This is a genomic window from Spirosoma fluminis, assembly GCF_054778895.1.
The window spans coordinates 97,495-117,473 of record NZ_BAAGZD010000036.1 but is presented as its reverse complement, the minus strand read 5'-3'; the positions used below and the strand labels follow the sequence as shown (position 1 = coordinate 117,473).

16 protein-coding genes are annotated in these 19,979 nt (G+C 51.0%); 11 read left to right on the top strand and 5 right to left on the bottom strand.

What is annotated here, in order from left to right; translation table 11 throughout:
- Positions 1–15 precede the first annotated feature (15 nt).
- From ACYVBJ_RS21355 to ACYVBJ_RS21340, 4 genes are all read left to right on the top strand, one after another.
- Positions 16–1,479 carry a DUF1800 domain-containing protein gene (locus ACYVBJ_RS21355; protein ID WP_460984332.1) on the top strand — a complete coding sequence of 488 codons (1,464 nt, stop codon included), beginning with the start codon at positions 16–18 and terminating at the stop codon, positions 1,477–1,479.
- Between the two features lie 81 nt (positions 1,480–1,560).
- A complete protein-coding gene (locus ACYVBJ_RS21350; protein ID WP_460984331.1) occupies positions 1,561–2,763 on the top strand; it encodes a DUF1501 domain-containing protein in 1,203 nt (400 codons plus the stop codon).
- A gap of 140 nt (positions 2,764–2,903) precedes the next feature.
- Positions 2,904–3,386, top strand: coding sequence for a 5-(carboxyamino)imidazole ribonucleotide mutase (purE, locus tag ACYVBJ_RS21345; protein ID WP_460984330.1), 483 nt, complete (start codon positions 2,904–2,906; stop codon positions 3,384–3,386).
- Between the two features lie 14 nt (positions 3,387–3,400).
- Entirely contained in the window at positions 3,401–4,246 is an 846-nt protein-coding gene (locus ACYVBJ_RS21340; protein WP_460984329.1) for a LysM peptidoglycan-binding domain-containing protein, read from the top strand.
- A 65-nt stretch (positions 4,247–4,311) separates the two neighbouring features.
- Here ACYVBJ_RS21340 and ACYVBJ_RS21335 read toward each other — a convergent pair whose 3' ends face one another.
- Positions 4,312–5,118, bottom strand: coding sequence for a DUF481 domain-containing protein (locus ACYVBJ_RS21335; RefSeq protein WP_460984328.1), 807 nt, complete (start codon positions 5,116–5,118; stop codon positions 4,312–4,314).
- A gap of 146 nt (positions 5,119–5,264) precedes the next feature.
- Here ACYVBJ_RS21335 and ACYVBJ_RS21330 point away from each other — a divergent pair, with 146 nt between their 5' ends.
- From ACYVBJ_RS21330 to ACYVBJ_RS21320, 3 genes are all read left to right on the top strand, one after another.
- Complete coding sequence (locus ACYVBJ_RS21330) at positions 5,265–6,230, top strand: Gfo/Idh/MocA family protein (protein WP_460984327.1); 966 nt, start codon at positions 5,265–5,267, stop codon at positions 6,228–6,230.
- 120 nt (positions 6,231–6,350) lie between these two features.
- On the top strand, positions 6,351–7,511 hold the full coding sequence (locus ACYVBJ_RS21325; RefSeq protein ID WP_460984326.1) for an AIR synthase related protein: 1,161 nt from the start codon (positions 6,351–6,353) through the stop codon (positions 7,509–7,511).
- A 71-nt stretch (positions 7,512–7,582) separates the two neighbouring features.
- The gene (locus ACYVBJ_RS21320; RefSeq protein WP_460984325.1) at positions 7,583–8,863 is read left to right on the top strand and encodes a T9SS type A sorting domain-containing protein; all 1,281 of its coding nucleotides are present in this window, start codon (positions 7,583–7,585) and stop codon (positions 8,861–8,863) included.
- Positions 8,864–8,917: 54 nt separating this feature from the next.
- On the opposite strand, the gene ACYVBJ_RS21315 is transcribed toward ACYVBJ_RS21320, so the two are convergent.
- Genes ACYVBJ_RS21315 through ACYVBJ_RS21300 form a run of 4 tightly spaced genes read right to left on the bottom strand, consistent with a single transcriptional unit; the run spans position 8,918 to position 15,161 of the window.
- A complete protein-coding gene (locus ACYVBJ_RS21315) occupies positions 8,918–11,998 on the bottom strand; it encodes an efflux RND transporter permease subunit (protein ID WP_460984324.1) in 3,081 nt (1,026 codons plus the stop codon).
- Positions 11,999–12,034: 36 nt separating this feature from the next.
- Positions 12,035–13,090, bottom strand: a complete 1,056-nt coding sequence (locus ACYVBJ_RS21310; protein ID WP_460984323.1) for an efflux RND transporter periplasmic adaptor subunit — start codon at positions 13,088–13,090, stop codon at positions 12,035–12,037.
- Positions 13,091–13,121: 31 nt separating this feature from the next.
- Positions 13,122–14,507, bottom strand: coding sequence for a TolC family protein (locus ACYVBJ_RS21305; protein ID WP_460984322.1), 1,386 nt, complete (start codon positions 14,505–14,507; stop codon positions 13,122–13,124).
- A gap of 42 nt (positions 14,508–14,549) precedes the next feature.
- Positions 14,550–15,161 carry a TetR/AcrR family transcriptional regulator gene (locus tag ACYVBJ_RS21300; RefSeq protein WP_460984321.1) on the bottom strand — a complete coding sequence of 204 codons (612 nt, stop codon included), beginning with the start codon at positions 15,159–15,161 and terminating at the stop codon, positions 14,550–14,552.
- A 213-nt stretch (positions 15,162–15,374) separates the two neighbouring features.
- Here ACYVBJ_RS21300 and ACYVBJ_RS21295 point away from each other — a divergent pair, with 213 nt between their 5' ends.
- The 4 genes from ACYVBJ_RS21295 to ACYVBJ_RS21280 all read left to right on the top strand — a co-directional run bounded on the left by ACYVBJ_RS21295 (position 15,375) and on the right by ACYVBJ_RS21280 (position 19,929).
- Complete coding sequence (locus ACYVBJ_RS21295; RefSeq protein WP_460984320.1) at positions 15,375–15,998, top strand: thioredoxin family protein; 624 nt, start codon at positions 15,375–15,377, stop codon at positions 15,996–15,998.
- A gap of 99 nt (positions 15,999–16,097) precedes the next feature.
- A complete protein-coding gene (locus ACYVBJ_RS21290) occupies positions 16,098–16,655 on the top strand; it encodes a sll1863 family stress response protein (RefSeq protein WP_460984420.1) in 558 nt (185 codons plus the stop codon).
- A gap of 336 nt (positions 16,656–16,991) precedes the next feature.
- Positions 16,992–17,711 carry a DUF3291 domain-containing protein gene (locus tag ACYVBJ_RS21285; protein WP_460984319.1) on the top strand — a complete coding sequence of 240 codons (720 nt, stop codon included), beginning with the start codon at positions 16,992–16,994 and terminating at the stop codon, positions 17,709–17,711.
- A 97-nt stretch (positions 17,712–17,808) separates the two neighbouring features.
- Positions 17,809–19,929 carry a peptidylprolyl isomerase gene (locus tag ACYVBJ_RS21280; RefSeq protein ID WP_460984318.1) on the top strand — a complete coding sequence of 707 codons (2,121 nt, stop codon included), beginning with the start codon at positions 17,809–17,811 and terminating at the stop codon, positions 19,927–19,929.
- Positions 19,930–19,979: the final 50 nt, after the last annotated feature.

Here is a 19,979-nt window from a genome sequence, read left to right as displayed (position 1 = left end):
GACTTTACCTTTCTTATGGATACGTTCTTAAACCAGGCGAACGATATACGACGACTGCTGCAGTTGTTCAGCCGGGCCGGGTTTGGCGCTACTCCCGCCGAACTGGAAGACGCCCTGCATCGCCCGTTCCGAAAAGTAATACGCGAGTTCCTAACAACCACTGAGTCGGTAGAACTGCTTCGGGTTGTTGACCCGGACGAGCACGTACCAAAGCGGGCGTTGAAAGGGATGCTTCAAAAGGGGCAGCTCGATAAGGACATGCTGAAGGCGCAAATTCGGATGAACGCTGAGAAAGTCCGTGATCTGAACTTGCAATGGCTCGATCGAATGGCCTCCGGTAAAGGGGCATTCCGTGAAAAGATGGCGTTGTTCTGGCATGGGCACTTCGCGTGCCGGACAGTAGGACGAAACCCCCTGTTCATGCAGCAATACGCGAACACGATCCGCCAGCATGCCCTGGGCCGGTTCGGCGATCTGCTCATGGCCGTATCGAAGGAGCCCGCCATGCTCCAGTTTCTCAATAATCAGCAGAACCGGAAGAATGCGCCGAACGAGAATTTTGCGCGTGAAGTGATGGAGCTGTTTACCTTAGGCCATTCGTCGTCCGGCCGTGCCCACTACGCCGAGCGTGATATCAAAGAAGCCGCCAGAGCGTTTACGGGGTGGCAGTTTACGCCCGAAGGACAGTTCGTGTTTCGGCAACAGGTTCACGATGAAGGCCAGAAAACGATTTTTGGTAAAACGGGTCCGTTTGTCGGTGAAGATGTGATCGCGATGCTGCTCGAAAACAGGCAGACGGCTCGCTTCGTGGTCAGTAAGCTGTACCGCGCGTTTGTGAATGAAACAGAAGATGCAAATCGGGTCAATGAGCTGGCGGACCAGTTTTACAAAAGCGGTTATGACATTGCCGGGCTGATGGAGGCCATATTCCTGGCTGACTGGTTCTATGATCCGAAAAATAGGGGAGCTCATATTAAATCTCCGGTCGAGTTGCTGGCGGGTCTACGGCACACGATTACGATTCAGTTTGAACAGCCCCAAGCTCAGCTTTTTGTGCAGCGAACGCTGGGGCAGGTTCTTTTTTATCCGCCAAACGTAGCGGGCTGGCCGGGCGGAAAAAACTGGATTGACTCGTCGAGTCTGCTGTTTCGCCTGCAGTTACCCAGTTACGTCCTGAAAGCCACTGACGTTAACGTCCGGCCCAAAGAGGATGGCGACGTGAATACGCAGGTGCTGGCGCGCAAAGGTGGGCGGCAGTTTCAGACTACAGTAGATTGGACCGGTTTTGAAAAGGCGTTCGCCAAAACAGCGGATGCCGACTTAGCCGCTGCCCTTGCGATTACGTTACTGCCCTTACCGTTAACGGCCGGGCAACGGACACGGGTTGATCAGCAGATTAAACCTGCGCAAACCCGGCTGGAGCGCATCCAGGCCGTAACGCTGGCCCTATTGAGCCTACCCGAATATCAACTAACTTAAAGAGTGAAAGAGTGAACGAAAGAGTGAATAAACGCTCTAAAAAATCACTCATTCACTCTTTCGCTCATTCACTCTTTAACCATGCTCCGACGCGATTTTATAAAGCAATCGGCTCTTACGACGGCGGGAACCATGCTGATTCCGCATTTTCTGAAGGCGTATGAAGCTTCCGCGATGGGTCAACCGCTGGCACCATCCGGCAAAATACTGGTTATCGTTCAGTTGTCGGGCGGTAATGATGGACTGAACACGGTTGTACCCTATCGAAATGACATTTATTACCGCGAACGGCCGACCATAGCAATAAAACAAGATGCCGTTCTTCCCCTGAACGACGAGATTGGTCTGCACCCGGCAATGGAATCGCTCAAAGCACTGTACGACGGCGGCTTGCTGACGGTGATCAATAACGTTGGGTATCCCAATCCCGACCGGTCGCACTTTCGGTCGATGGACATCTGGCAAACGGCGAGCGATTCAGATACGTATTTACGTACCGGATGGGTCGGGCGCTACCTGGATGCGGCCTGTGCGGGTAAAGCCCAGCAACCGTTTCGCACGATTGAGGTCGATGATACGTTAAGCCTGGCCCTGAAGGGCGATGAGTTGAACGGACTTGCCCTGCTGGACCCGAAAAAGCTGTATAACCAGACACGTAACGGCCTGGTATCAGGTATCAGCCAGGCGCATCACAATGAACCGGAAACGGTAGGTTATTTATATAAAACCCTGGCCGAAACGGTTTCGTCGGCCCAGTACGTGTACGACAAAGCTAAAATTCACACGACTACCGCTGCGTACCCGGATCATGAGCTGGGAAACCGACTAAAAACCGTGTCGCAGCTGATTCAGTCGGGAGTGGCTACGAGCGTGTATTACGTGTCGGTTAGCGGGTTTGATACGCACATAAACCAACCCGGCCAGCAGGAACGATTGCTGCGTCAGTACGCTGAGGCCGTTGGCGCGTTCATGACGGATCTGAAAACCGCCGGTCGGCAGGACGAAGTGCTGTTGATGACGTTTTCGGAATTTGGCCGACGCGTAAAGCAGAATGCCAGCAATGGAACGGATCACGGAACGGCCAATAATGTATTCCTGATCGGAGGGGGCTTGCCTGCACAGCGAGTATTGAACGAAGCACCTAACCTGACGAACTTAACCGACGGCGATTTGACGTACTCCGTAGACTTCCGGCAGATTTACGCTACGTTGCTGCGCACGTACCTCGGTGCCGACGATGTCGCTATTCTGGGCCGGAAGTTCGATCTGCTCAAGATTGTCTAGTGCTAACGTAGTGAATATTCATCCTGGTCCGGGAGCCATCTGCTGATTAGGGCATTTCTAGAATAAAAATTAAGAGTTGCACGCGTAAACTGTGCCTTAAACTGCGTTATTTCGCAGAAAGTCAATTCGTATTTCGCTGAATGGTAGGTATTATTATGGGCAGCCTCTCCGACCGTAAGGTCATGCAGGAGGCCGCCGACATCCTGACCTCGTTGGGTGTTTCCTGGGAAATGGATATTGTGTCGGCGCACCGAACACCGGAAAAAATGGTCGACTATGCAAAGACCGCCCGCGACCGTGGACTAAAGGTTATCGTTGCCGGGGCGGGTGGAGCCGCCCACTTGCCGGGTATGGTGGCCTCACTCACTACGCTGCCTGTCATCGGCGTACCAGTTAAGTCCAGTAATTCGATTGATGGCTGGGATTCGGTGCTGTCGATCCTGCAAATGCCCGCTGGTGTTCCGGTGGCGACTATGGCGCTCGATGGGGCACGTAACGCCGGGATTCTGGCCGCCCAGATCGTTGGTACGTTCGACCAGACTGTGGCCCAAAACTTGCTACACTACAAAGAGGATCTGAAAGAAAAAGTGGTCGATATGAATCGGCAATTAACTACGCCTTAACCCTACATATACCCATGGAAGCCGATAATCACGCATCTAACCCGCGACCAACTGAAAATACCAGTTTGCCGGCAATTACGCTTACTGTTCTGGTGGGGATCATAGCCGCGCTGCTCTACGTCGGTTACGACTACATTACGGATGACACCAACGGCTCCGACGAGTTAACGAATGTAGCTCTGGATACGACTTCGCAGCAGCCGCTGGCGCAGAATGACCCGCAGATGCTGATGGCTCCCGAAGAGGTGGACACGTCGTCGCAGCCTGCTCCTGTCGATCTCTCCCAGGCTGAACCACCCGCCGACGCTCCCGTTGCCGACGCGCAGGCGGAAGAAGTAGCCGTCGCTAACCGCGAAACCACGGCCGGTAAGCCTTCGCCCAACGAAAAACCAGCTGAGGTGAAGCCTAAGGTTGAGAAAAAGGAAGAAAAGCCAAAAGAGGAAAAACCGAAGGAAGAGAAACCTAAAGTCGAAAAGGCTAAAGAAGAGAAACCCAAGGTAGAGAAGCCCAAAGAAGAAGTGGCGATTGAAAAGCCGAAAGTCAACCCCGGCGGGGTTACCAGTACATATACGGTAGGAGCTGGCGAAACGCTCTACGGCGTCGCCAGTCGATATAATATGAAAATCAGCACCTTAAAAGAGCTTAACCCCGGCGTGTCGGAGTCTGATGTGAAAGCCGGTGTGACCAAGCTCAATGTGAAAGCAATGGCCGTACATACCGTCGGACCAGGCGATGTGTTGCGTGTGGTTGCTCAGAAATACGGTGTGAGCAAAGAAGCGCTCATGCGCGCTAACCATAAATCAAAAGACATCGCCACCCGGGGCGAGAAGTTGATTATTCCTTATCCTGATAAGCAGTAGAAGGGTGGGATTGAATAAGTCTGGAACAGGGGCAAAAGCATCTTGCTTTTGCCCCTGTTCCAGACTTATTTCTTTTCATACACCAGCCCAACGGTAAAGCGCAGGTCATTGTTCTTTCGACCCGGCACAACCAGACTTTCGTAGGCATTGGCCAGCGTGGATCGGAGGCTGGTGGCTGAGGTTAGCTTCACCTGAACGCTCAGGCTCGCATTCCAGCGGATGTTATACTGCCCAATGGCGGGCTGGTAAAAGGCGGTGTGCGTTACCGTAAACCGATCGCCACCAAACGAGTACTCCCCGAACAGTCTCGTTGAATTCCGAAAGATGTTGATGTCGCTTAGTTCCATGAAGTCGGTAAACTCCTGTAACACTACGTTCGTAATCGACAGATAAGCCCGTTTTTGATTTACGACTTTGTAGCCCAGGCCTCCCGCCACCGTCCAGCGTCGGTTGATCTGGCGGAGATTACTTCGCTCAAATGAGCCAAAAGCTAAATAATACAAACGTTTTTCGTGCCGATACGTAGTCCGGAAATCTCCGAACCATTCCCGCTCCGCCAACAGGTTGTTTTGTCGGCCATATACAAACGACGGGCTCGACGACAATTTGAAATAATTGCTCAATTGATAATCTACCGAGCCGGTTAATTGCAGGAGTGTTCGGTTAACGTTCCCGCTGGTCACGGTACCATCTGCGCCGAAGCGGTAGCGAAACGTTGGCGTTACAGGAGGGGCTGGCTTAGCCACCATTGAATCGTTCTTGACAACACTGGCTGAGTCAGTAGTAGCTTTGCTGCGGGTGCTGTCGGGCGTTGACGGACGCAATGGGTCGGGCTGCTCAACAATCTGGGCGAAGGCGCTGTAATTGAGCAAAAAAGAACAAAAACACACGAGGAGGACACAAACTTTTTTCACAGGATACTACACTGGAGAAGCCGCAACTTAGAAAAAACTCTAGATTTGATGGATGGCCGGCCGGCGCATCTTATCCAATAGCCCAATTTTAGACTCTATAAATCATGACTCGCTGGGGAATCTTAGGACCAGGGCGCATCGCTCATAAATTTGTTCAGGATCTGTTAACGCTGCCCAATGCGCAACTGTATGCGGTGGCTTCGTCTGATCAGCAGCGGGCCGATGCGTTCGCGCAGCAGTATGGTATCCCTCATGCGTTTGGGAGCTACGACGGTCTGCTGACGCTTCCGGAACTGGATGTTGTGTACGTGGCCACCCCGCACGTTAAACACCACGAAAATACGCTGATGCTGCTCAACGGGGGGGTAGCGGTGCTGGGCGAAAAGCCCTTTGCCATGAACAGCGCCCAGGTTCAGGAAATGGTTCAGACCGCCCGATCAAAGTCAGTATTCCTGATGGAAGCGCTCTGGAGCCGCTTTATACCGGTTCTGCAAAAGGCGAAGCAACTTGTCGACGACGGCGCAATTGGTCGTGTCACGGGCGTACGGGCCGATTTTGGGTTTGCTGCGCCATTTGCGCCTGATGGTCGGTTATTCGACAAGGCGCTTGGGGGCGGAGCCTTACTCGATATTGGTATCTATCCCCTGTTCTGGTCCTATTTTATGCTGGGTATGCCGGACTCCATCAAGGCTTCGGCCATCTTTGGTGAGACTGGTGTGGATGAACAGTGCGGCATGGTGCTGACATACCCTAATGGTGAGTTGGCCGTTTTGGATAGTACGTTACGTGCCCGAACCCCTTGCGAAGCCTTCGTATACGGAACAGAAGGGCTGATACGGCTGAGTTCGCGCTGGCACGAAAGTCAGCAATTGATACTCGACCGAAACGGGCACGAGCCTGAACAGATTTCGGTGGAGCGAACTACGTTTGGGTATGACTACGAAGCCCAGCACGTAATGCAATGCCTGACCGAAGGACGTACCGAAAGCCCGCTCTGGTCGCTTGATGATAGCATCCATCTGATGCAGCTGCTGGATGCGGTTCGTGCCGAAACGGGAATTGTTTATTAGGAAGAGAAGGAAGAAAGAGAGGAGCGGGAAGGCAGGGGGTAAGGAGAAGTTTCCGTCTTGTCCCTTCCTCCCGCTCCTCCTTTTGTTCCCATTCCTCCCTTTCTTCCCTACCTTTGCGGCATGACAGATCGTTACGCCCAGCGCGGAGTTTCCGCTAGTAAAGAAGACGTTCACAACGCCATTGCACAGCTCGACAAAGGCTTGTTTCCTAAAGCGTTTTGCAAAATTGTCCCGGATACATTAGCCGGTGACCCGGATTTTTGTACCATTATGCACGCTGACGGAGCGGGTACTAAATCATCGCTGGCGTATCTGTACTGGCGCGAAACCGGTGATCTGAGCGTTTGGCGAGGCATTGCGCAGGATGCGGTCGTGATGAATACCGACGATCTGATTTGCGTAGGTGCTACGGGGCCTATGCTGCTCTCGTCGACAATTGGACGTAACAAAAATCTGATTCCCGGCGAGGTTATTGCCGAACTTATCAACGGTACAGAAGAGGTGCTGCAAATGCTGCGTGAGCACGGCATCGAGATTTACAGCACCGGGGGCGAAACGGCCGATGTGGGTGATCTGGTCAGAACCGTAATTGTGGATAGCACCGTTATTGCCCGCATGCGACGCGCTCAGGTGATCAGCAACGATCGGATTCAGGCAGGGGATGTGATTGTCGGCTTGGCTTCCTTTGGTCAGGCGACTTATGAAACGCAATACAATGGCGGTATGGGCAGTAATGGTCTAACCTCCGCTCGCCATGATGTGCTGGCTCATTATCTCGCCGACAAATACCCCGAGAGTTTTGACCCAGCTGTTGATCAATCGCTCATCTACAGCGGCTCTAAACAGTTGACCGACGTATCAGAAGCGGGTCCGACCATTGGGCAACTGATTCTGTCGCCCACCCGGACGTACGCGCCCGTGGCCCGCGTGCTGCTCGATGAGCTTCGCCCCCATATTCATGGCATGGTACATTGCTCAGGCGGAGCACAAACAAAGGTTTTGCACTTTATCGACAATCTTCACGTCGTTAAAGATAACCTGTTCCCCACACCGCCTTTGTTTCAGTTGATTCAGCAGGAAAGTGGTACCAGCTGGCAGGAAATGTATAAAGTATTCAACATGGGGCATCGGCTGGAGATCTACCTGGCCGAAGAATATGCTCAGCAGGTTATTGATATAGCTCGTTCGTTCAGCATTGATGCACAGGTCGTTGGGCGCGTCGAAGCCTACCAGGGTAAGCGAGTAACCATAGAAAGTGAATTAGGTACTTTTACTTATTAAACTATTGCCAATTAAAATACATTAGATAGATTGCGAATGTAACTTGTCATAAACTTAGTTCACATCCAATCTTGAAAACGATTTATTTAGTATGCCTGGCTGGCGTACTGTTGGCGAACCGATCATCAAATGCCCAGACCACGTATTTTCAACAGAATTTTTCGGCTGGCGGAACCCCTGCTACGTATGTAAGTACTAGCCCGAACAATGCACAGGTCAACGGTCTCTCCGGATTGAGCGCCACCATAACCAATAGTGCCGTTCAGTTTTCGCGCCCAACCGACAGCGGCACGGGCTACATCTCCCGGTCAACAAATTTTGATGGGCCGCCAACGTCGCTGCACGTTCAATTCAGTTTTGAGGTGATTTCAAACGACGTATCGGTAACCGGCACAAGTGCCCTTATTTTTTACGTAGGTAGTGGATTTAATTCCGGGCCGCAGAATCCGCCTAATGCTGATGTGTATGCCCGGTTTGGCATAGGGTTGTCGGCAGCAGGGTCAGGTCAGTTTCAGGTACGTACCATTCCGGCGGGCGGTGGCGGTGGCACCAGCAGTTCCTTCTCCGGTCGGCAGACAATTACGTTTGCGATGAATAATTCGGGCGGTACTATGACGTATCTGTCGCCTACGGGCTCTACGGAGTCATTAGCCAACGATACGTATGACATCTGGGTCGGGACAACTAAACTATTCAACGATCAGGCTGTACTGACGCCTACTCAGGCGATCAATAATTTTAAGTTCAGGCTGGCCGACGGTGTCGGCGTAATGCAGATTAGCAACATTCTCATGCGGGATATTAGCGGCTCTTTACCGGTTTCGCTGCTTTCGTTTACCGCCAAACCCGAAGGTGACCGGGTGCAACTGGCGTGGACGACTACTTCCGAACGGGATGCCGATCGGTTTGTGGTAGAGCGTAGCGCTGATCTAAAAGAATTTGTCTCCGTTGGCGAGATAGCCGCGAAGGGTACTACCGATCAGCGACAGGATTACGGGTTAACCGACATGAATCCGCTACCGGGTGTTAATTATTACCGACTGAAACAGATTGACCTTGACGGAACAACGCATGTTTATAAACCAGTAGCTGCAATCATTGAGTCCAGTCAGCCAGTAGTGGCTGTCTATCCAAATCCGGCCGAAGCGGAACGTATTCACCTGCGGCTCTGGAACGCTACCGATTCGGTGATCCGCCTGTTAACGTCTACGGGGCAAGTCATCGAAAGTACCGTAGAGCAGGGGACAGGGGAGGCTTACCTAATACCATCTGCGCCTTTAACCACCGGTTTATACTGGCTCCAGGTGCAAACCGGGGAACAAATACAAACGGCCAAAGTATTGGTTCGTTAACGTTTGGCGGTGTGCTGTTGACTCGAACAGCACACCGCCAAACGTTCAGATACGCTATGCTAGTGCTAGTTCCTGCTCCCGGTTTACAGTCTTCCGCACGTCAATGCGTGGGGGCAGCAGTTTATACAGTACGGGTGTAACAATGCGCGAAAGCAAGGTGCTGGAAATCAGGCCGCCGATCAAGACCCAGGCCAGCGGAGAATAAAGCGGGTTGCCTTCGAGGGCTAAGGGCATCAAGCCGCCAATGGCGGTTAGCGACGTTAACACAATCGGAACAAACCGAACTTCACCCGCTTCTTTGATTGCTTCAACCAGAGGCATGCCCTGTTCACGTAGTTGATTGGTGAAATCAACCAGCAGAATAGAATTTTTGACCTCGATACCAATCAAGGCAATAAGGCCGATGATCGCTACGAACGAGAACGGGTTACCCGTCAACAGCAGGGCGGCAATGGCCCCAATGATACCCAATGGGATGACCGAAAGTACGATAAGGGTACTTTTAATGGTACCAAACTCCAGGATCAACACGGCCAGAAAACCAAAAATAGTGATCAGGATAATCGTGCCCAGTCCTCCAAACGACTGTTCGCGGCTTTCCAACTCACCGGCCGCAACGTATCGGAATCCGCTCGGAAACTGCATCTGATCCAGCTTCTTCAATACATCGGTATAGACATTATCCACCAGAAAACCGGTTTTAACAAAGGCGGTTACTGTCACAAAGCGGTCTTTGTCGTAGTGACGGATAAGACTTGTGCCGGTTTCGAACTGAATATCGGCAATCTGGCGCAACGGGACCGAACCACCCGTAACCGTGTTCACGTACAGATTATTCAGAACCGTTTGGTCCGTTACGCGGCCTTTCGGCAACGTTACGTTGATCGTATAGTCGTCGTTATCATTTGGTGCTTTAAACGTGCCGACGTTCAGACCAGCGACGGCCAATCGGATTGTGCGGTTGATGTCAGCAATGGACAGGCCCAATAAACCCGCTTTTTCTTTATTGATCTTAATGCGCAGATCAGTTTTCCGGTTAGCCACCGGATTATTCACGTAGATCGTTCCTGAGGTTTGTTTCAATACGTGTTCAACCCGGGCGGCTACCGTACGTAACGTATCCAGATTTTCGCCGAACACCCGAATGGCTACCGGAGCCTCCTGCGCGGGACCCTGTTCAAAATCCTTTACTTCGATTTTGGCGTTCGGATACAGCGCAAACTGCTCCCGGTACTTGTCGATCAGGACCCGTTTCTCGGCCGGTTCAATCTCGTGCAGTTGCACAAAAAACTGCGAGAAGTTAGCCGCTTCGTTACGTTGGATGATGTTGTAATAGATACGTGGATTGCCTTTGCCAACGTTCGTCGTGAAGTGTCGAATGGCCCGATCGCCTTTAAGCTGACCTTCAACGTAGCGGGCAACACGGTTGGTTTCGCTTAGGCTGCTGCCTTCGGGTGTTTCGATATTGATCAGAAACTGCGGTTTCTCCGAAGCCGGAAATAAGCCAAACCCTACTTTACCGGATAACGACAAGGCACCGCCAAAAATAGCCAGGGCCACCAGCAACGTAATGACTGGCCGACGAAGGGCGGCATCTAACAAGCGACTGTATGAACCACTGATGAGCTTTTTCAGCGCCCGCAGAAAAATGTTACCTTCTGGATTATGCTCTTCTTTCAGCAGGCGGCTCGCCAAAAACGGCACAATAGTCAATGAAACAACGAGCGAAGCCAGCACTGTCGTAACAACGGCCATTGGTAGCGACCGGATGAAATCGCCGGAACCTTCGGGCAGGAACAACAAAGGCAGAAAAGCCAGAATCAGCGTTACAGTACAGCCAATGACCGCTAACGTAATCTGACTCGTCGCTTTAATGGCCGCTTCCCGCTTCGAGTAACCTTCCCGCAGATACCGCTCAATGTTCTCGACGACCACGATGCTATCATCAACCAAAATCCCCAGGGCGACAATCAAGCCTACGATACTGAGCTGATTAATGCTGTAGCCAAAGGCGTTCAATAAGCTTAAGCCGATGGCGAGCGAAAGCGGAATCGAGATCATAACGACCACAGCCGCCCGAAACCCCAGAGGTAGCAGCGTTAACGAAACAAGGAGAATAGCAATCGCAAAATCGGTTGAAAAGCGCGATAGCCGCTTCCCCACACTAGCAGCCTGATCGAAGTTCTTGACCAGCTCGATGTGAGGAGGTAAGGTTTTCGTGAAATCCTCAATAACTGGGTTAATCTGTTTGCCCACCTTGTCGATGTTTTCGCCGATCTTCTGACTTGCCGTGACCAGTACCGCGCGGTGGCCGTCGAGTCGGGTGATGTGGGTTTCATCTTCCAGATTATACGCTACGTCTGCGATGTCGCCGAGCCGAATCACCTTTTGGCCGTTGCTGGATACAATCGTGTTCTTGATTTCATCCAGTGATTGATAGTCGCCGGTGGTTTTTACGTTGAATTTCCGGATGCCAACCTGAACGCTTCCTCCGGGAATGTTCGCGTTTTCGGCTTGCAATGCGCCAACTACGCGATTGGTCGGAATACCCTCCTGGGCCATCTTCTCGATATTCAGCGACACCCGTACGATGCCCGCCGGGTAGCCCCAGTCTTCTACGTTTTTGAGGCTGGTTATTTTTTCGAGCCGTTTTTTCAGAGCATCGGCGTAGTTACCCAACTCTTTATCCGAGGCCACTTCGGACTGTAGCGCCACCTGGACGATATTTACATCAGAAGGCGAGAATTTATTGATATTGATCGCAAACACATCGGAGGGCAGTTCAGAGCGCAGCGCATTCACCTCCCTGACAATCTCCTGGTACTTTTCGTCCGCATTCTGACTGTATTCGTATTCGACCCGGAACACGGCCAGGCCATCGTCTACGCTGGTCACTACGTGTTTGATATTGTCCAGTTCGTTGAAGCGCTTTTCGGCGGGGTCGACAACCAGTTCTTCCATATCGAGGGCGTCGGTACCGGGATACACAACGACCACAGCGAATTGAGGAGCGGTAAATTCAGGGTCTTCGCCCCGAGGCATGTTCAGCAGCGAGTTGATGCCGAGCGCAGCTACGCCGAGAAACAACACCAGCATAAACTGCCAGTTTTTAACGGAAAATTCGGATAGTTTCATAGCCCAGATATAGCTGTTCCTGTACGGTTCAATAAATCATTTTACCACTACTGTTGATTCCTCTGTCAGGAAGGCTGATCCAGCTGTTACTACGTCTTTAACGTTGGACAGGCCATTGGTCAACAATACCTTGTCACCTTCCAGGAAGCCAATCTGTACAGGCAGTTTTTTAACTCGTTTGTGATCGTCGGCCAGTACGTAGACAAAGCCATCTTTACCGTTTCCTTCAACGATCGACTCGACCGGAACCAGGGCGTAACTGCGGCTCTGCGCGGGCATAAGCGTCACCTTCGCAAAAAGGCCGGGCGCTAATCGGGCCGAACCCGGATTGATACGTACGTCAACCTCATACAGCTTATTGACAGGGTCAGCCGCCTGTGCCAACTCACTGATGGTACCCGTAAACGTTCGGTCGGGATAAGCGTCCAGGGAGATTGTAGCCCGATTGCCAAGCCGAAGACGAGCCCAGTCTTTATCCGATACGCCAACCCGTACGACCCAGTCGCTGGGACGGTTCGACGAGATAAAATAGACTGAACCACCCGGCGCTACGTATTCCCCCGCGTTTGTTGCTTTTCGGGTAACCGTACCATCGACCGTCGACCGGATCTGGGCATAGTTCTTATTAAACTGAGCTATCGTCAGGTTTTGCTTCGCTACGTTGGTGCCGGTTGTCGCGTTCTGGAGTTGTTCGAGCGTTGCTGCCGTATCGGCGTAAAGGCTCTTGACCCGGCCAAGATCACGTTCGGCTTTTTCGGAAGCCAGTTGAGCCTGGCTGACCTGCGCGTTGATTTCCGTGAGGTCTAGGGTTGCCAGCAACTGACCTTTGCGGACAGTCTGCCCTTCTTCAACGAACATACGATCAATAATACCGCCAACCTTGAACGATAGCCGTGCTTCTTCGGCGGAGGAAACCAGCCCCGATGCGATGATTGGCTCGGCACGGACTACCCTATTAACCGATGTTAGCTTAACTGGAACAACGGCTTCGTCAACCAATGTTTTTTCGGCCGGAGCCTGCTCCGCTTTGCTGCCGCACGCCCAAAGCGCTATGGCCAGTAGGAGAGAAGTAATAAAGTGCAAAGGTTTCATAGTTATAAGAGAAAGATTGAAGTAAGATGAGCTATTGAACGGCTATAGCCCGGTCAAGGGCGGCCCGCTTTACCAGTACGTCCATGCGGGCGAGCGAGTGCTGATACTGAGCCGTAAGGCGGTCGTTTTGATACCGCAAGAACTCAATCAGTAGTGCTTGTCCGTTTCGGTATTTGCTGTCGATCACGCGAAACGTCTGATCGGCATTGACCATGCCGCTCTGTGTAGCGGCCAGGCTCCCGGTGGCCGCGTTCAGGTCGTAGTAGGCCTGTAGGACCTGCAATTGAATCTGCCGCTGAACCTCTGTCAGCCGAATGTTTAAAGCGTCCGTCTGAATCCGGGCCTGTTGAATTTTCGAGCGTTTTTCGTACCCCCGGAACAAGTCCCACTGCAAACCAAGTTGCGCCACTACGTAGGCCTGATGACGAAATGTATAGCCAAAGCCCTGAAAGCCAGTGCTGCTGCCTACGTACACATTCGGGATTTTAGCATTTGCTTCGTTCAGGCGCACAGCGGTTTGGGCCGCTCGTAGTGACCCGTTCAATTGCGTGAGTTCCTGGCGTCCCCGTAAAGCCGTCTGCTGTAAATCAGCTAGGTTTTCACTGGTTTCAGGAAGAATCTTCGTCAACGATGAATCGACATTAACCGGGGCCGTTAAGTCACGATTGAGCAGAAAATTGAAATAGGCTCGGGCGGTTTCACGGTTTTTCCCGGCTGTAGCCAGTTGCTGGTCAACCTTACTGATTTCGTAACGTGCCGACGTAACGACCTCCCGAGTAGCTACGTTATTACTGACCAGTTTCTCGTTCAATCGCGTCAGTTCTAGTAATACCCTGCGCGCGTTCTCGTAGATCTGTATGGCGTCCAGCGTTTGCAGGTACTGGTAATAAGCCGTTGCAATGGTGTAGCGTAGTTCATTTTCAATAACCCGCTTGCGCGCTTCCTGCGCAGAAACTAACTCTTTCTGAATAAGATAGTTGTATTGAACATCGGTGTTAAAAAGACTATACTGAACAGTTAGCTTCGTGTCATGAAAATTATTCGGCGCTAATAACTGATTGACATTCTCGATGTTGGTTGGGAAGCGATCTATACCAGTGAGCTGGTTAAGCGTTCGATAAGCGGGATTCAGTAAATCGCCAACGGGAAACTCCAGCCGCCGTCCACCAGCCGCCACCGAGTACGTGGGATTGAAGGCGATTCTGGGATAGAACAACGACCGTGCCTGGTTCAGCGATTCCGTGACCCGACTGATTTCGAGAGACTCCTGCTTAAGAGCCAGATTATTGGCAATTCCTTCGTGTATGTATTTTTCCAGAACGGTTGATGATCCGACCAGGGGAGACTGCGCAGAGGATAAGATCGGCAAAGCAAGAGCCGCTACTGAGATAAATCTGACAATGAACATCATAACCAATTATCATTTAATGAACAGTGTTTAGTAATAAGGCAAAAAATTTTAGAGGCCTCGTTTCAACGTTTCGCAAAACAAATTGAACGCATCATCCATGATGGGTTGGCGGTCGCATTCATCGAACATACCGAGCCGCTTGCGTAAGAATAGGGCCGTGTAGCCATGAATGCCACTCCAGATCATCATAGCTACTACGTTTACGCTCTGCGGCCGGAAAATGCCCGCGTCCATGCATTCCTGGACAACTTGCATTAACAAGCCAAATGCCTGATCGCCTTCTACCCAGTCTTCCTTATCCAATTTGTCCATCGGAGCCGTCATGATGAACATCAAATCGAATAATTCGGGGTTCTGAACGGCAAACCGAATGTAAGACCTGCCCATCTGCACTAATTTCTCGAACGGATCGGCTAAAACAAGCAAGGGCCGAAATTCATCTACCATCTTGGCAAAACCGCGCTGGTGTAAGGCGTAAAGCAGTTCGTTCTTGTCTTTATAATACAGATAGATTGTTGCCGGACTATATTCGATTGCATCAGCAATGGTACGAATACTGACTTTCTCGAAACCGTTCGCAATGAATAGCTTTTGCGCAGCATCCAGTATGAGCTTACGCATCTCTTCTCGTTCCCGTTCTTTCCGCTCTGCTATTCCCATCTTGGTGTACTTAACGATGCAAACTTACTTAACGTTGTTTAGTAGACAAGTATACGTTAAAAAATCTGTTTAGAATTGAGTAAACGGTTATTCAAGGCAAGCCAGCAGTTTAACGCTAAGTCGTATCAGGCCAGGCGGTACTAACGAAGCATCAACTCTACTATTAATCGTTTGGGTACGTTTGTTGTCTAACGTTCAAACAAATTAATGTGAATGAAAAAATCACTCAATAGGCTCCTGTGGCTAACCAGTTTGTTGCTTGGCCAGGTGCTGATAACGCAGGCGCAGCCTTCGAAAGGATATACGCTTGGCGACGTAGTGGCTGACTTCCGGGTGAAGAACGTCGATGACCGCGTGCTTAGCCTGGCTGACTACCGATCGCAAAAGGGACTTATTGTTGTGTTCACCAGCAACCATTGTCCGTTCTCGAAAGCTTACGAAGATCGGCTGCTGGCCATTGACCGCAAGTTTGCTCCTCAGGGCTATCCCGTTCTGGCAATCATGTCCAATGATCCTACCGCTTACAGGGACGATTCGTTTGAAAACATGAAAGTGCAGGCTCGCGAAAAGGGTTACTCGTACGCCTATGCGCTGGATGAAACGCAGGCGGTGGCCCGTGCCTTTGGTGCTTCGCGAACTCCCCAGGTTTACGTATTGAAACAAACGAGTAATCAGTTCGTCCTGGAATACGTAGGTAGTATTGACGACAGTCCGCAGGATGCGGCTAGTGTAAAGCGCCGGTATGTCGATGATGCGGTGAGCAGTCTGCTGGCTGGTCGCCCGGTTTCGTCGCCTATCTCGAAACCGATTGGCTGCGCTATTAAGTGGAAGAATTGATAGCGCGGCAGACCGTAGCGACGTAACATATCAGAGACATCTCCATTGTTTGGCACAGCGTTTGTCACAGGGGTTGCTAAATCAAACTACACGAACGTTATGAAAAAGGTCGTATTAATGGGATCTCAGCTAAAACGAGTTATTGGTACTACCATGCTGGTAGCCTCACTCGCTCTATTACAGGCCTGTGGTTCAGATAACAAAAATGAATCGCGCACTGAAGACGCACTAGAGCAAACCGGTGATGCTATAAAGGCCGATACAAAAGATGCAACGGCTGAAGCCCGTGAAGATTTAGACGAAGCGGGCGACAAAATTGACGCTAAAGCCGATGCGGCTGGCGAAGACTTTGAGCGCGAACGCAAAGAGGCTGTGGCTAAAATGAACGTCCAAAAAGATAAACTGGACGCGAAAATCGATGAATTGCGTGCCGACATTAAGCGCAAAGGCGCAAAGGCAAAAGCCGAATCGAAAGAAGAGCTGGCCGAGCTTGAAGCAGACCGTAAAGAGCTGGGTAACGATATAGACAAGGCCCAAAACGCGACAGCTGCGGCTTGGAAAGACATAAAAGCAGGTTTCAAAAAAGCCGGTAAAAACATAGGCAATGCCTTCGATAAAGCTGAGGACAAAGTCGATCCGGATGGAAAAGACGACTAATTGTAAACCGTTGCAGCTAAACTATAATGCCGGATCTGCACGCAGATTCGGCATTGTTTATTAATACATGTTGTAGAAAAAACGCTACAAGTTTGTTGAGAACAGCGGCTTTCTATAATTACTCAAATAACTGAACGATACGTGCGGATCTATTATTCTTAAAAATGTACTTAGGCTTATTTAGTACTGATCCTATCTGGTCAAGCATGGCCCAATTATAGACAGTAAGAGCTGATCATCCGACATTTCTGTAACCTGATTCTGATTCAGAAATTGGCTGTTCTGCAACGTAACGGTTCTGTAAACAACGCGGGTAAACGTCGGTTTATAGTCAGTATGTCGTCTATTGTAACCGTAACTGTTTTTCGCTACCAACCTTACGCTCGTTTTCAGGCTTTTGCGAACATGGGTCGTTTTCTACTACAGCCCATGCAGGTGCCGGACCTGCAATTCAGCAAGCTTATGGGAAGTGGGCGTAATTTTGGCCTGGTTCCTGATTTCAGTACGTATGTCCATCTGGGTGTCTGGCAAAACGAAACAAGCGCCAGCACGTTTTCCGCCACACCTGTTTACCAGCAATTGCAAAAAGGATCCGAGCAAATAAGCACTCTGTATCTCAAACCCCAGCGTTCCCACGGGTTATGGGATGGCCAGAATCCCTTTGACGGCGAACCAGAGCCAGCCCACTCCATAACTACGCATCCTGTTGCGGTGCTCACCCGCGCCACCATCAGACCCCGTGCTCTTCCCGACTTCTGGCGGCATGTACCCAAGGCCCGGCAGCGGCTTACCGAGCAGGGGGATAGCCTGCTGTTTGGCATTGGGGTAGGCGAGGTTCCGCTCGCTCAGCAATGTACAATCAGTGTATGGCGCGATCCAGCCGCCGTTGATCAGTATGCCTATCGGCAAACCGGGCACAAGGAAGTGGTTCGGCTGACCCGGCAACGACGATGGTATACCGAAGAACTGTTTGCGCGTTTTCGCGTCTGCAAAGCAGAAGGCGATTTATTCGGTAAAGTTGCCCGACTGTTGACTTCGGTAACTGAATCTCAATAAAAAAACATAAGTTTTCGGACTGTCCATCACCGTTGTTACTTGGATTCCACTAGGGAAAATTGTTATTTTGCGGGCTAAATTGTACGTATAAAGCGAAATGTCTGTCATTAACAAGATCAGGGAACGTTCAGGGCTGGCCGTAGGTATTATTGCCGTCAGCTTGATTCTGTTCATTGTGGGGGGGGATTTGCTCGGCGGCCGTAGTACGCTGTTCGGCGGAAACCAACAGGAAGTTGGAGAAATTGCAGGTCAGTCAATCGACTACCCGGAATTCAATGCCAAAGTCGATGAACTCCGGGCGCAGTTTGAGCAGCAAACCGGTCGTGCCCCGGCCGATCAGGATTTAGCTCAGCTTCGTGAGCAGGCCTGGAACCAGCTTTTATTCGAAATTGCCTACCAGAAAGAGTTCGACAAACTTGGCCTGAAAGTATCGCCCGAGGAACTCGTTGACATGGTGCAGGGAAATAACATCAGCCCCGCCGTTCGTCAGGCATTTACAAATCCCCAGACGGGCGTTTTTGACAAAAGTGCCATCGTTAATTACCTCAAAGGCCTGAAAAATCTGCCGCCCCAGCAGCAGGTTGCGTGGGCGAACTTCGAGAAAAACCTGAGTTCTGACCGGCTTCGCGAAAAATACGAAGGGCTCATGCGCCTGTCTGTATTTGCAACAACGGCCGAAGCGCAAAAAGAATATCAGGCGCAGAATTCGAAAGCGGATGTTAAGTTCCTGTTTATACCGTACTATAGCATCAACGATACAACGGTTAAGGTAACGGATTCGCAATTGCAGGACTACCTCAATAAGCACAAGGACGAATACCCTGGCTCAAACAGCCGGTCGATTCAGTACGTAACGTTCTCGGTCGCTCCGTCTAAAGATGATAGTGCTACGTTGTACAACGAAATCAAATCGCTCGCCCGTGGATTAGGAGCGGCCCAGAATGATTCGACTTTCGCTCAGCAGAACAGCGACGTGCGTGTGCCCTTGTACCTGACCGCTGGCGAAATGCCTGAACAGCTTCGGGCAGCTATCCCGACGTTCTCTCCGGGTGGTATTTACGGTCCATTCCGCGAGGGTAATACGTATTTCATTTACAAATACGGCGGCTCTAAGCGAGATACAAGTTTTACGGCTCGCGCAAGCCATATCCTGATACGTGCAACCGCGCAAACGGATTCGGCTAAAGCCGACGCTCGTCGTCGTGCCGAAGCGATCCTGAACCAGATTCAGGGTGGTGCTAGCTTCGAAGCCCTGGCCCAAACCAACAGCGATGATGGTTCGCGCTCGGTTGGTGGTGATTTAGGCTATTTCAAGAACAACGGTCAAATGGTGAAGCCATTTGAAACGGCTGTGTTTGCTGCTACGTCGGCTGGTCTGATTCCCCGTCTGGTTGAAACGGAATTTGGCTACCATATCATCAAAGTAACTGAGCCCAAAACAAACATTCTGTACCGCGTAGCGGGTATTGGCAAAACGATCACCCCGAGTCAGACGACCCGCGACGAAGCGTTACGTAAAGCCGATCAGTTTGCCTCGGACGTAAACACGAAAGAAGCGTTTGATGCCAAGGTAAAAGAGGATAAATCGCTGGTGGTAGCTACGGCTGAACGCGTTCCTGAAGGAGCTAATCAGATCAATGCCCTGAATGGAACAGAAGTTCGCCAGATCGTTCGGTGGGCATTTGACGATAAGACCGACATTGGTGCCGTATCGGAGCCTTTCGAGATCGGTGATCAATACGTAATCGCTGTACTGACAAACAAGACTGACAAAGACGACGTAAAAGTAGAGGATTATCGCAGCGAACTAACCGCTAAAGTTCGTAATGAGCTGAAAGCCCAGCAGATCATTAGTAAGCTCGATAATGTTAGCGGATCGCTCGAAACGATTGCACAGAAATATGGTGCCGGTGCGTTGGTTGAAACCGCTCAGGATATTAATCTGGCTACCGGATTCCTGCGTAGCGCTGGAGTTGATCCGGTTGCACTAGGCAAAGCGTTTGGTCTGAAGCCCGGCAAACGGTCGAAGCCATTCGCTGGTGAAGGTGGTGTGTTAGTTATGGAAACGACTAAATTAACGCCAGCCCCAGCTGTTGCCGATTACGCACTTTATAAAACTCAGATTCAGCAGAACAACTCGTCCAGAACGGGTTTCTATATTAACGAGGCTATCAAAGAGGCTGCTAAAGTTGAAGACCGCCGGGCGAAGTTCTATTAATCGCCTGATAAATAAACCGAAAAGCCGCTACCAATTGTTGGTAGCGGCTT